At 33.7% G+C, this 14,319-nt stretch carries 10 protein-coding genes; 3 read left to right on the forward strand and 7 right to left on the reverse strand.

Annotated elements, in window-relative coordinates; all coding sequences use genetic code 11:
- Positions 1-2 precede the first annotated feature (2 nt).
- The 7 genes from IEV84_RS14320 to IEV84_RS14350 all read right to left on the reverse strand — a co-directional run bounded on the left by IEV84_RS14320 (position 3) and on the right by IEV84_RS14350 (position 8,156).
- Positions 3-1,142, reverse strand: a complete 1,140-nt coding sequence (locus tag IEV84_RS14320; protein WP_188495101.1) for an aspartate aminotransferase family protein — start codon at positions 1,140-1,142, stop codon at positions 3-5.
- 104 nt (positions 1,143-1,246) lie between these two features.
- A complete protein-coding gene (gene argC, locus IEV84_RS14325) occupies positions 1,247-2,224 on the reverse strand; it encodes an N-acetyl-gamma-glutamyl-phosphate reductase (RefSeq protein ID WP_188495103.1) in 978 nt (325 codons plus the stop codon).
- A 119-nt stretch (positions 2,225-2,343) separates the two neighbouring features.
- Positions 2,344-3,537, reverse strand: a complete 1,194-nt coding sequence (locus tag IEV84_RS14330; protein WP_188495105.1) for an argininosuccinate synthase — start codon at positions 3,535-3,537, stop codon at positions 2,344-2,346.
- Positions 3,538-3,624: 87 nt separating this feature from the next.
- Positions 3,625-4,242, reverse strand: coding sequence for a GNAT family N-acetyltransferase (locus tag IEV84_RS14335; RefSeq protein WP_071183295.1), 618 nt, complete (start codon positions 4,240-4,242; stop codon positions 3,625-3,627).
- 422 nt (positions 4,243-4,664) lie between these two features.
- Positions 4,665-5,846 carry a hypothetical protein gene (locus IEV84_RS14340; protein WP_188495107.1) on the reverse strand — a complete coding sequence of 394 codons (1,182 nt, stop codon included), beginning with the start codon at positions 5,844-5,846 and terminating at the stop codon, positions 4,665-4,667.
- Between the two features lie 143 nt (positions 5,847-5,989).
- Positions 5,990-7,459 carry an MFS transporter gene (locus IEV84_RS14345; RefSeq protein WP_188495109.1) on the reverse strand — a complete coding sequence of 490 codons (1,470 nt, stop codon included), beginning with the start codon at positions 7,457-7,459 and terminating at the stop codon, positions 5,990-5,992.
- A 448-nt stretch (positions 7,460-7,907) separates the two neighbouring features.
- On the reverse strand, positions 7,908-8,156 hold the full coding sequence (locus IEV84_RS14350) for a hypothetical protein (protein WP_188495111.1): 249 nt from the start codon (positions 8,154-8,156) through the stop codon (positions 7,908-7,910).
- Between the two features lie 477 nt (positions 8,157-8,633).
- On the opposite strand from IEV84_RS14350, the gene rpsA reads away from it, so the two are divergent.
- The 3 genes from rpsA (at position 8,634) to IEV84_RS14365 (ending at position 14,316) form a co-directional block, all read left to right on the forward strand.
- Positions 8,634-10,412 carry a 30S ribosomal protein S1 gene (gene rpsA / locus IEV84_RS14355; protein ID WP_188495113.1) on the forward strand — a complete coding sequence of 593 codons (1,779 nt, stop codon included), beginning with the start codon at positions 8,634-8,636 and terminating at the stop codon, positions 10,410-10,412.
- A 291-nt stretch (positions 10,413-10,703) separates the two neighbouring features.
- The gene (locus IEV84_RS14360) at positions 10,704-13,349 is read left to right on the forward strand and encodes a gliding motility-associated C-terminal domain-containing protein (RefSeq protein ID WP_188495115.1); all 2,646 of its coding nucleotides are present in this window, start codon (positions 10,704-10,706) and stop codon (positions 13,347-13,349) included.
- Positions 13,350-13,380: 31 nt separating this feature from the next.
- Positions 13,381-14,316, forward strand: coding sequence for a PorP/SprF family type IX secretion system membrane protein (locus tag IEV84_RS14365; RefSeq protein ID WP_188495116.1), 936 nt, complete (start codon positions 13,381-13,383; stop codon positions 14,314-14,316).
- Positions 14,317-14,319: the final 3 nt, after the last annotated feature.

The following is a 14,319-nucleotide window of genomic DNA, read 5'->3' on the forward strand; positions in this document are numbered from 1 at the left end:
ACTTATGCTTGTAATTCAGCTAATGATTCCTGTAAGGCCACGATAAAAGTATCAATAGCGTCAGTAGTAATCGTTAGCGGAGGAAGGATTCTCAACAAGTTTTTATTGTTGGCTCCACCCGTAAAAATATATTTTTCGATAATCATTTTCTTTCTCAAAGCACTCACGTCAAAGTCAAATTCAACTCCTAACATCAGTCCTCTTCCTTTTACCTTTTTGATTTCAGGTATCACTTTAATCGCTTCAAAAAAGTATTCTGATACTTTGTTGGTGTTTTCGATTAATTTTTTGTCAGCCATCACATCCAAAACCGCAATTCCTGCAGCACAAGCCAAATGACTTCCGCCAAAAGTAGTTCCTAATAAACCATAACTTGCCTGGAATTTAGGAGAAATCAAAACACCTCCAATAGGGAAACCGTTCCCCATTCCTTTAGCAGTAGTTATAATATCCGGATTAATTCCGTGGTGTTGAAAAGCAAAAAACTTTCCGCTTCTTCCGTAACCTGATTGTACTTCGTCTAAAATCAAAATTACATCGTTAGCTTTACAAGCTTTTTCCAAAGCCTGAAAAAACTCCGTTGTTCCCTGATCTAAACCACCAACTCCCTGGATAGGTTCGATGATAACCGCACAAACATCACCTTTTTGTAATTCAGCTTCAACCAGTTCGATTTGGTTTAACGGTAAAAAAGTAACTTCTTGTTGTGCATTCAACGGTGCAACAATTTTTTTGTTATCGGTTACTGCAACTGCCGCAGAAGTTCTTCCGTGAAACGAATTGTCAAAAGCAATAACTCTTGATTTATTCGTATGGAAAGAAGCTAATTTTAATGCGTTTTCATTGGCTTCAGCACCTGAACTGCATAAAAACAAACTGAAATCAGTTAAGCCTGAAGCTTTTCCTAATTTTTCAGCTAATTCTACCTGTAACGGATTTTGGATAGCATTCGAGTAAAAACTCAAATTATCCAATTGCTCTTTTACTTTCTCAACATAATCCGGTTGGGTATGTCCGATAGAAATTACTCCGTGACCAGAGTATAAATCTAAATATTCGATTCCTTTATCGTCGTAAATAGTGCAGTCTACAGCTTTTACTGGCGTAATAGGGTATAATGGGTAAACGTCAAATAAGTTCATTTTTTTTACTATTTATAGTTTATTGTTTTTGGTTTATAGTTTGTTTTTCATAGTTTATAATCGCAGAACAACGACAAACTATAAACAACAAACCACAAACATTTTTAGAATCCACACGGTTTCAAATGCAATCCTGTAGTTTCATCCAATCCAAACATTAAATTCATGTTTTGAACGGCTTGCCCAGAGGCGCCTTTGAGTAAATTATCAATAACAGAAGTTATTAAAACCCGGTTTCCTTTTTTCATTAAACTAATAATACATTTGTTGGTTTGAACTACCTGTTTCATATTAATGTTAGTAGTAGTAACCGTTACAAATGGCTGATCGGCATAAAAAGCTTCGTATTTGGCAACCAAATCTTCTAAACTCTCTTCCGATTTTGTATATAAGGTTGCAAAAATTCCTCTTGGAAAATCTCCTCTGTTTGGAATAAAAATCAATTCGTCACTGAAAGATGCCTGCAACTGTTTCAAGCTTTGGTTGATTTCGCCCAAATGCTGGTGTTCAAATGCTTTGTAGTGAGAGAAATTGTTGTTTCTCCAACTGAAATGCGAAGTAGCCGCCAAGCCAACACCGGCACCTGTACTTCCTGTGGTTGCATTAATATGGACATCTTCAGTCAACTTACCATCAGCTGCTAATGGCAATAAAGCCAATTGGATAGCGGTAGCAAAACAACCCGGATTAGCAATATAATTTGCTGATTTAATATCGGTTTTGTTTAGTTCAGGCAAGCCGTAAACAAATGATTTTCCATCGAAATTTTTATCTTTTGTCAAACGGAAATCATTTCCTAAGTCGATAATTTTTGTAGTATCAGAGAATTTGTTATTCTCTAAAAACGAAATTGATTTCCCGTGTCCTAAACACAAGAAAAGCACATCTACATTAGGATTGATAGTGTCGGTAAAATTCATTTCAATATCACCCATCAAATCGTGGTGCGCTGTCGAAAGCGGTTTTCCGGCATTAGTTGTACTGTAAACAAAATCTAATTTGGCATTCGGGTGAAACATCAGGATTCTTATTAATTCTCCTGCTGTATATCCTGAACCTCCAATTATTCCAATAGTAATCATAATCGTTTGTTTTAAAACATTTTATTTTGGCTTTTAAATTTATAGCCACAGATTAAAATGATTACCACAGATTAAATCCTTTTAATCTTTTTAATCTGTGGCAATTTTTTATTTAAAAATTACTCGTAAGTCTCTTTATTTACTGAAGAGAAAATGTTTTGAGCATTACCTAAAATCTTTATAAATCCTTTAGCGTCTTCCGATGTCCAGGCATTGTTCATTTCTCCGTATTGACCAAAACCAGTATTCATTAAATCATTTTCTGATTCAATTCCGTCTAATGAAAAGTGGTAAGGTTTCAATGAAACAAATACTTTTCCGTTTACTGTTTTTTGAGTATCTTCTAAGAAACTCTCAATGTTACGCATTACCGGATCCAAAAATTGACCTTCGTGGAATAACATTCCGTACCAGTTTCCTAGTTGTTCTTTCCAGTATTGTTGCCATTTTCCAAGAGTGTGTTTCTCTAATAAATGGTGTGCTTTGATGATGATTAACGGAGCAGCAGCTTCAAAACCAACTCTTCCTTTGATTCCGATGATAGTATCACCTACGTGAATATCTCTACCAATAGCGTAAGCACCAGCTAATTTTTCTAAAGCTACAATATTGTTTGAAGGTTTGTCAGCAACTCCGTTGATAGCTACCAATTCTCCTTTTTTGAATTCCAAAGTTACTTTCTCTTCACCTTCTTTTTGTAATTGAGAAGGATAAGCTTCACTTGGTAACGGATCTTTTGAAGTTAAAGTTTCTTTACCTCCAACAGAAGTTCCCCAAAGACCTTTATTGATAGAATATTGCGCTTTTTCCCAAGAATAATGTACTCCGTTTTTGATTAAGTAATCTACTTCTTCCTGTCTTGATAATTTCAAGTCACGGATAGGAGTGATGATTTCGATTTCAGGAGCAATCGTTTGGAAAATTAAATCAAAACGAATTTGGTCGTTTCCTGCACCTGTACTTCCGTGAGCGATTGCAGTTGCACCAACAGATTTAGCATATTTAATTGCTTCGATAGCCTGAAAAACACGTTCAGCACTAACAGATAGTGGGTAAGTATTGTTTTTTAATACATTTCCATAAATCAAATATTTGATAGCTTTATCATAATATTTGTCTAAAATGGTAAGGTTAGCGTGTTTAGCGCTTCCTAATTCGTAGGCTCTTTTTTCAATTGCATCTAATTCTGCATCATCAAAACCTCCTGTATTAATTAATACGGTGTGAACTTCATATCCTTGTTCATTTTTTAAATATTTAAGGCAATATGAGGTATCTAAACCTCCACTATAAGCTAATACAACTTTTTTCATTTTTCTTGATCTATTGGCTATCTACTAATCTGTTTTATAAGCTTCGTATTTAGCTGATTATATATAAATTTATTTTATTCGTTTTCTTTATTCTAAAAACAATGCTTGTTTGATTTTTTTCAATCTATTCCAAATCCTAACATTGAACGGGTGCTTAGGCGGATCTTTTGGCTTTTCGGCCGGATCGTAAAGCATACCGGTACAAAGACACATTTTGTAGTCTTTGCTTTTTAGTATTTCAAAATTGGTACAGGTTTTACAACCGGACCAAAATGTAGGATCGCTGGTTAATTCAGAAAAAGGTACCGGTTTGTAGCCTAAGTCGGAATTAATTTTCATTACCGCTAAACCGGTAGTGATACCGAAAACCTTGGCTCCCGGATATTTTTTTAATGAATAATTAAAAACAAAGGTTTTGATTTTTTTGGCTAAACCTAAATTTCTAAAATCAGGATGTACAATTAATCCGGAGTGAGCAACAAACTTACCATGTTGCCAACTTTCGATATAGCAGAAACCAGCAAAATCACCGTTTTTATCCAAAGCGATAACGGCATCCCTGTTTTCCATTTTCTTTTGGACATACTCAGGGGTTCTTTTTGCTATTCCGGTTCCTCTCAATAGGGCAGACGTTTCTATAGTATCACAAATAATTTGTGCATACTTAAAATGTTCTTCCTGAGCTATAACAATAGATATATTCATTTCAAGAGATGAATTTTGAGTTAAAAAATGTGAAATAATTATAATTCAATACTGAACCTATTTTGAAATTGACTGCAAAATTAACATAATAAAACCAACAAGAAAAAATGTAGGAATATAAAAAGGCTAATTTTTTGCTTTTAGTAAAGGTTAATCCAATGGATAACGGCTGTAATTTCAATTTTGGTAATAATAAAATAATGAATAATTAAACGAAAAACACCTGGATACTAAGCAAGTATCCGTACTTCGGGCGAAGTAATAGCTTCGTTTAACCGTGACAAAAAGGTAATATGTGCACTTTTATAATTCATTGGTGCAAAAGTACACATATTTTTTAAACCTAACATTGATTTGTCGTTTATTTTAACATTTCTTTACAGAGAATCCTTTTTGCGTTTAAATTATTGATATTTAAAGACTTATTGGAATCGGTTTTTGGTGATAATTCCTTTTAGTTTGGATTTTAAATCTTCCCCCGTATTGTAAATCATTTGTTCGTTGCTTGGAAACGGAATCAATCTTCTGTCAAAATAAGAATAATACGCTTCGTCAGTAGCCCGTTTATCCCCCTTGTAAGTGGCGTATCCGTTAGTAAAAACAGATTCGGCGGTTAAAGGGAATGTTTGTAATAATTGTTTGTTTTTAAAGTCAACGTAATCGATATTGGCGGTTAGCTGACATCCTTTGTATTGGTTGAATTCATTAATTCTGATAGTAACTGTTTTAAAGTTGTCTACTTTAATAATATTTCCCTTACCGTCTTTAACAACTTTACCGTCTTTGTCTAAAAGGTTTTTCTGACCGTCTTTGATTTGTTTTTCTTTAACAAATTCCTTCTCTTTTATTTGCTCAGGACTAATGTTGATTTCTCTGAAATTCATTATTAATTGGTAGTCGTATTTAATCCCTTTTTGAATGTTGTTATGATATACCGTCCATTTGTCGTTCATTCCCAAAGTATTAAAATCCAGTAAGTCATTTTGCAAAGCCACAGGAATCACCATGTTTGTCTGATTACGCAAAATTACATTTACATAATAACGTCCTTTATTTAGCGCTTCTTCCTGTAGTTGTAAAGTGTTTTGATAATTAGGATTTATTTGGTTCAAATATTCTAAATCATCATAAGCTTTTCTAATATCCATTTTATTCGGTGATTTCAATAAAGCCAGACTGTTTGCATACAAATATTTGGATAAAGCAATCTTACTGTCAACAATTTGTTTGTTGTAATTGTCGAATGGAAATTTGGCATTTTTACCTTCTTTAAGAAGTTGTAAAGGAAGCAAAGGTTTAATTTTTTCCTGACGGTTATCAAGTTGTATGTAAGTGTTGTATATTTTTTCCAGATTCGCAGGATTTTTATCCTGTTCCAGTAAATTCAAACTGTTTAAATCTCTTTCTTTGGCTTTAAAAAAGGCTTCTTCTAATAAATAAACATAATCCTGATTGCTTTTTTTGTCTTTATTGGAACGTAAATTATGGATAGCATTATCAATAGCTTCGTCATAATTTCCTGAAGTTAACAGGTTTCTTGTTTGTTTTACACCGCAGGAAAGGATAAGGAACAAAATAGAAAGTAGGAGTAGTTGTTTTTTCATTTTCAAAAATTTTGAACAAATATATTTTTTTTAAGTTAAATTGTCGAAACGAATATCATTTTAATTTTAGTTTAAATTTAAAACTAAAAAGCCGTCAAAAAAATAAATTTTGACGGCTTTGTTTTTAGGATATATCAGGATTTTTAATGTCCTCCACCTTCGGATTCGATATGGGTTATTTCTTGTTTTTTTAGAATTTTAGGGCAGTAAAAACCGTAAAAAGCCAGATAGGCAAAACCTAAAAGCGGAATAATATAAGAGAAATGAGTCCAGGAAATGCCAAAAATTCCTTCCGGGTTGCTTAAGTCAAAATCACAGATTCTTCCCTGAACTAAAGGAATTACACCGCCTCCTAAAATCATCATAATCAGAAAAGAAGAAGCTTTTCCGGTATTTTTTCCTAATCCGGCGATAGCTAAGTCGAAAATAGAAGGCCACATAATGGATAAGAACAATCCTCCGGAGATAAAAAAGAATTTAGCGATTTCTCTATCAGGATAAATTAATCCTAAAAACATCATCACCAATCCTGAAAGACCAAAAAGCATCAATGTTTTTCCGGCATTTTTTCCGCCAATAAAGCTAATCAGAATAAAAATTAAAATCCAGACAGGGTAGATGTAGAAAGCATTAACATCATGTTCAGCAAAAATATTAGTAGCTATGATTACCCCAAAAGCAAGGGCAGGAACAATAAATTTAAGTGCTATGGTAGTTGTTTTTGAAGTGTTAAAAACATTTACGCCTCCGTTCCAGCGTCCAATCATCAAACTTCCCCAGTACAAAGCAATAAATGGAGGAATGGCTTCTTCCAGAATGTTTCCAAATTCGGCGGTTTTTAACAAGGCAGGAAGATTGCTTATAATGCTTACTTCGGTTCCTACATAGATGAAAATAGCAATCATTCCCAAATACAATTGTGGGTAATCTTTGATTTTAAATGCTTTACTTCCGGCTTCAATTTTTATTTCTTCTTCTTTGGCAGGATCTTCAATTTTAGAAAAAAGCATAAAAAGCGCCACTAAAATAAAGGCTAATCCCAGAATAATAAACGGTAGTTTGATGTCTTCTAATGAAAGTGTTGTTTCTTTATTGCTCCCCATCCCAAAAAGAGCAATTCCTAATAAAATAGCACCAATAGTGGTTCCGAATGAATTGACACCGCCGGCTAATGTTAAACGATGCGCTCCCGTTGTAGGGCTTCCCATTTTGATAGCTAATGGGTTGGCTACAATTTGTTGGATCGAAAATCCTAAACCAACGGTAAATAGCGCAGTTAGAAAGAACGGAAAACTTTCCATTGTTGCTGCAGGAACAAATAAAAACGAACCAAATGCAGAAAGTGTCAAACCGGCTGCCAGTGTTTTTTTGTATCCAAATTTTTGTAAAACATCTGATTTTAGAGATACCAGAAAAAAGATGATGGAACCTACAAAATAAGCGGCATAAAATGCCCAGGCTACTAATTGCGATTGTACCTGTGACAGGGTGAATACTTTTTTAAATACCGGGATTAATATATCATTGGCAGAACCAACAAATCCCCAGAAGAAAAATACGGTTACAAGGGAAATAAATTGCCCCCATTTGGTTTGTGAATTTTCAGAATTCATAATTTTTTAGATGTAATTTTTTGTTTTTAGTTTTTTAATGTGTAAGTAAAAGTATTTTTAAAAAATTAAATAAAAAAATAATTCCGGGAGCGAAATTGGGGCGAAGTCAACGATAACGATGTAAATGACAAAATAATCCAAATTTTTGAATAATATGACTATGTTTTTCTTATGCTACTCGAAGTCTTTTTCTTTCTTTTTTGTTTTGGGAGAGATAAAATTATTTAAAGAAATGAAGTTGTTGGCTTGTGGTTGGGGTGCGGAAAGTATTTCAATACTGAGATTGTATTGGTTTATCTGTTTGGTCGGGAAAACTTCGCATGAAAGTCGAAAAAGTATTTGAAAATAAGTAGCTTTCTTATTGTTGTGGGCAAGGGAGATATTTCCGGGCTAGTCTTTGCGTTGGATATATGTGTAGTTGGGTGTTTGTTTTTGTTAATGTTTATAATTATTTGATATTCGGGTTTATTATATCTGAAATCTTTTTCACATCTTTCGACCAAAACTTTTTATGATCTTTTGCGAAGAAATGTACTCCGGCAACTACAAAGAACCAATTAAGGTAATCTTCCCAATTTGATTTATTTATGAAAATAATTTTATAGAGCCAATACCAAGAGTAAATATTAAACGATAAAATATAAATAACACGTAATATCTCATTGATTTTGTATTCTGTTTGTTCGTATTTTTTCATTATAACTGAAGTTTTTTTAATAGATTTTGATGTTTATTTAAGTTTTTGAAAGTTAGTATTGCTTTCTAAAAAATTAGTGAACTAATAATAGTTTGTAATCAAATATATCAAAATATCTTTACAAAAGTTCTTTTGAAAACAAAACGGACTAAATAGCCCTGATCGAGCCGATATCCTCGTAGTGTAACGGAGAGATAAAAGAGTCCCGATAGCTATCGGGACAGGAGGGAAGTCCTTTTGAAAATCAATACTTTCTGCTCCTAAAACCAATAAAAATCACTGTTTAGCTTATTATTTAGTTTAGTTGGTGATTATCAATGAGATTTGTTTTGTGGTTACAGAATAATGTGTTAATTTTGCGCACCTTTTGGTGAAGAAGAGTTTCCTTTAGGTATCAACTAATTATATAAACACTTCTGTTGTTTTCTATCACATTAAGAAACTCAAGCGAACACAGAATACAAATTTTTTATCAGCATGTCTGAACAAATTAAATCACAAGAAGAGTTTTTAGCAAATTTTAACTGGCACAACTTTGAAGAAGGTATTGATGCAGTAGATGAAAAAAACTTATTAGAGTTTGAAGAACTAGTATCTAAAACTTTCATTTCTACTGACCAAGAAGAAGTAGTTGAAGGAGTTGTAGTTAGAATTACAGATAGAGACGTTATTGTTGATATCAATGCTAAATCTGAAGGTGTTATTTCTTTAAATGAATTCCGTTACAATCCAAACTTAAAAGTAGGTGACAAAGTAGAAGTATTAATTGACATCCGTGAGGATAAAACAGGTCAGTTAGTATTATCTCACCGTAAAGCACGTACTATTAAGTCTTGGGATAGAGTTATTGCAGCTAATGAAACTGGAGAAATCGTTAATGGTTTCGTTAAATGCAGAACTAAAGGTGGTATGATCGTTGACGTTTTCGGAATTGAAGCGTTCTTACCAGGATCTCAAATTGACGTTAAGCCAATTAGAGACTACGATGTTTACGTAAATAAAACTATGGAATTCAAAGTGGTAAAAATCAACCACGAATTCAAAAATGTTGTTGTATCTCACAAAGCGCTTATCGAAGCTGATATCGAGGTACAGAAAAAAGAAATCATCGGTCAATTACAAAAAGGACAAGTATTAGAAGGTGTTGTTAAAAACATTACTTCTTATGGTGTGTTTATTGACTTAGGTGGTGTTGACGGATTAATCCACATTACTGACCTTTCTTGGTCAAGAATCAACCACCCATCTGAAGTTCTTGAATTAGACCAAAAATTAAACGTTGTAATCCTTGATTTCGATGATGAGAAAACAAGAATTCAATTAGGATTGAAACAATTAAACGCTCACCCATGGGATGCTTTAGATGCTAACTTAACAATTGGTGATAAAGTTTCTGGTAAAGTAGTTGTAATCGCTGATTACGGTGCATTTATCGAAGTTGCTGAAGGTGTTGAAGGTTTAATCCACGTTTCTGAAATGTCTTGGTCAACTCACTTGCGTTCTGCTCAGGACTTCGTGAAAGTTGGAGATGTAGTTGAAGCAGTTATCTTAACTCTTGACAGAGATGACCGTAAGATGTCATTAGGTATCAAACAATTGACTCAGGATCCATGGACTGACATTACTTCTAAATACCCAGTAGGTTCTAAACACACAGGTATCGTTAGAAACTTTACAAACTTTGGTATTTTCGTAGAATTAGAAGAAGGAATTGATGGATTAATCTACATCTCTGACTTATCTTGGACTAAGAAAATCAAACACCCATCTGAGTTTGTAAATGTTGGTGAAAAATTAGACGTAGTTGTATTAGAATTAGATGTTGACGGACGTAAATTATCTTTAGGTCACAAACAAACTACTGCTAATCCTTGGGATCAATACGAAGATTCTTTCGCTGTAGGAACTATCCACAACGGTGAGATTTCTGAAATCGTTGACAAAGGAGCTACTGTAGAATTCGGAGATGATATCGTTGCTTTCATTCCTACTCGTCACCTTGAAAAAGAAGACGGAAAGAAATTGAAAAAAGGTGATACTGCTGATTTCAAAGTAATCGAGTTCAACAAAGAATTCAAAAGAGTAGTTGCTTCTCATACTGCTATCTTCCGTGAAGAAGAAGAGAAAAATGTGAAAGCTGCTGCTGAAAATACTTCATCTGCATCTACTACTAATGCACCAGCTGCAACTTTAGGAGATAACAATGATGTGTTAGCTGCTTTGAAAGCTAAAATGGAAAAATCTGAGAAAAAATAATTTCTTAATTTTTTAAATATAGAAAGCCTCGCAGAAATGTGAGGCTTTTTTTTGTTCAATTATTTAAGTTTTTTTTTAGAAGAAAAGAGTTTTATGTAATTTGAGTAAGGATGCTGCGTAATTATAAGGTTTAATGGTTTTGTTTTTGAGTTTATTGAAAATATAATTTCTTAAAAATATTGACTTGAACCGTTTTTTGATGCATTTTGTCGAGTTTTTTAGATATTCTTGATGCTTTATTTCTTACATTAGCATTGTGTTACCCCGATAATCTAATCTAAAAAGTACAGTATGGCAATAAATCTACTTTCTTTTATCAAAAATAATCTTCTAAAATTTTCTGTTTTTTTTCTATTTCTTTTATCTTCAAATAGTTATTCGCAATGCGCTGGAGAAGACAGCAGTGTAACCATTTGTGATATTGCAAATCCGACGAACAGCAATATTAATCTTTTTAGTCTTTTAGGCGGAAGCCCTGCACCGGGAGGAATATGGGTTGATAACTCAAAGCCACTGGAAGAAAGTATTTTTAACGGATTTTTAAATGCACAGGCATTAAGAAACAGCGGTGTTTATAGCTATACTTACGTTCAGGATCCTTCAAGCTGTACTGATAATGAAGCTACAGTTACTTTAATAATTGGACCGTATGCCGGAGTTCCAAGTCCAAATGTTTCTACTTGTGATGATGTAGAATCGTTTAATTTATTTCAGGCTTTTGATGGGACAAAATTAGCTCCTCAACAAAATGGAACATGGAAAAACAGTGTTACTAATGCTCCTTTATCCGGAAATACAATTAATCCCAAAGCTTTGGGTGAGGGAAATTATTCTTATACTTATACCATACCGGCTTTAGATACTTGTCCTGAACAATCAGCTACGGTTTTTATAGCCGTTTTTAGGAAACCAAAATCAGGAACTCCTTCTGATTTAGTATTATGTAGTAATGCTGATTTGACTTTGTATCGAAATGTAAATTTGAACGATCTTTTACTGGCAGAGGATGCAGGAGGGAGATGGACAGAAGCAGGTACAAATGAATTAACAACGTTATCAGATAATCGTATTAATGTAGAGAATATCTATAATACATTAGGAGCAGGAACTTATAATTTTGTATATACTGTCTTGTCTTCTAACCCAATTTGTACCAATTCGCAATCTACAGTTCAGATTGTTATTGAAGAGCCATTGAATTTTACAGGAAGTACTTTGATTGTGAATTCTGATATTTGTGAAAATCAAATAACTACAGCAACTTACAACGCTATTTTAAGGAGAGGTCCCCAAATTATTCCTAATGGTAGTTATGATGTTAGTTATACTATTTTCAATGGAACTACTACAAATTTTAGAATTGTTAATGGTAATTTTGTCAATGGTAATTTTGTTTTTGATATCGATGAAGATGATCTTCAAGCAGTAGGAGATTATACTTTTACAATTACCAATATTGTTAATACAGCCAGTCGCAGGGCTTGTACTAACATTCTGGGCACAATTTCAGATGTCCTAAGCATTTCTCCTTTGCCAAGAATTAATAATGCTACAGTAACTATCGAACCAATATGTAAAGGACTGGATGCGCAAGTTGTAATTTCGGGGAATACTAATTTAGCGAATGGTACTTATAGAGTTTCGTACACCCTTTCGGGAGATAATGTTGCTGCAAGTCAGCAAATTGATTTTACGGCGACAAATGGAGTAGCGCAATTTTCAATTCCGGCTACCCTTATTCCGAATGTTGGAGTAAATACAGTTTTGAATTTCACAAACATTATTAATTTGACCAGCGGTTGTTCTAATCCTGTGGCTTTATCAAAAGCTTTTACAGTTAAACCCTTACCAAACGTTGGTGCTGTTGCTTTGAATGCTAATAATATCTGTTTGGGTCATCAGGATGTCAGTGTTCAGCTTTCGGGATTAGGGAATTTGACTAATATTACGGTTGATTATTCCTTAACTGATGCTAATACGCTTTTAAATCAAAATATAACCCTGACAGTAAGTGCTGGGAATGCCAGTTTTACAATTCCTGCTTCGGCTCTTCTAAATACTGGGAACACGACAATTACACTCAATTCGATATTGGATAATTCAAATGGATGTAGTGCAGTAGTTTTGAATAAAACAAGAACTTTTGTTATAAACAGTATTCCTAATGCTCCAGCAACTAATAGCTTTAGTTTTTGTAAAAATGATTTAAGAACAATAGCTAATTTAACACCAGCCGGTGCGCAATACCAATGGTTTGATTCAGTTTCATCTACTACAGCTCTAAGTACTTCAACGCTACTGGTTACAGGAACTTATTATGTAAAAGAAGTTAATCCAACTACCACTTGCGAATCCGGAAGAACAGCAGTTACTGTAACTGTAAACGAATTAGATACTCCGGTATTAGATGCTGACGGTCAAAATTTCTGTGGTTTAGATAATCCTACAATTCAAAATTTAAGTGACAGAACTTCAGCTGATGATGAATTAGTTTGGTTTGATGCTCTTGAAAATGGAAATCAATTGAGTGCCAACACAGCTTTAGCAGAAGCAAGAACTTATTATGCTTACAGCTATTCTAGTACAACTAATTGTTATTCCGATCCTCTCGAAGTAACCGTTTCGCTTTCAAACTGTGATGTTCCTGATGATTTTTTTATCCCCGACGGATTTTCTCCTAATGGAGATCAAAAAAATGATGTTTTCAGAATTAGTAACATTGAATTCATCTATCCTGATTTTACTTTAGAAATTTATAATCGTTATGGAAATTTAATGTTCAAAGGAAATCGCAGTAAAACGGAATGGGATGGTCGCAATTCGGATTATAAAATAGGAGTTGACGGAATCGCGCCAAATGGTGTTTATTTTTATGTTCTTCATTTTAATAAAGGAAATAAAAAACCAACTCAGGGAAGACTTTACCTAAACCGATAGCTGATTTTGTTACATTAAAACTAAACCTCGAATGAAAAAAATAATATTAAGTATCAGTTTTTTACTGTTGGTAATAAAAGCAGCTGCACAGCAAGACCCGGAATACACACATTATATGTACAATATGAATGTTGTCAATCCGGCTTATGCCACCGGAACACAAGCCATGTTAGATTTAGGTGTTTTGTACCGTTCGCAATGGGCGGGAGCCATAGGAGCTCCTAAAACCTTTAACTTTTTTGGACACATTCCTTTGAGTAAAAAAGTCGAAATGGGTGCTTCCATAATATCCGATGATATAGGTGATGGCGCATTGAAAGAAGATAATTTCTACGCTGATTTTGCTTATGTACTGGATGTAAGTACTAAGGCAAAGTTGTCGTTGGGATTAAAGGCAGGTTTTACTTCGTTTAAGACTAATTTTAATGGTTTTGAGTTAGAAACAGGCGGTTCTTCTACTGATGAGGCATTTGCAGAAAATAGCAGTGCTATTTTTCCAAACATAGGAGTTGGAGCTTATTATTTTACCAATAATTATTATTTAGGATTGTCGGCACCTAATTTATTTTCGTCCAAACACATTGAAGAACGATCAGGAATTAATGCTTTTGGTTCTGAGAAAATTCATTTGTTTTTTACAGGAGGATATGTTTTCAATCTGTCGGATACTTTTAAGTTAAAACCGGCATTCATGACCCGAATGGTTCAGGGTTCGGCAGTTTCATTAGATCTTTCGGCGAATGTTTTGTTCAATGAAAAATTTGAATTAGGAGCTTCCTATCGTTTTGACGATGCGGTAAGTGCTTTGATGAGCATTAGAGTTTCTCCAAGTATTAATATAGGTTATGCTTATGATTATACAACTTCTAATTTTGGACAGTTTAATTCAGGGACGCATGAAGTTTTCGTTTTGTTTAATATTGATTTGTTAGGCAAAGGATTTGATAAATCACCAAGATTCTTTTAATAT

This window comes from Flavobacterium palustre, assembly GCF_014639535.1.
GTDB classification, from domain to species: domain Bacteria; phylum Bacteroidota; class Bacteroidia; order Flavobacteriales; family Flavobacteriaceae; genus Flavobacterium; species Flavobacterium palustre.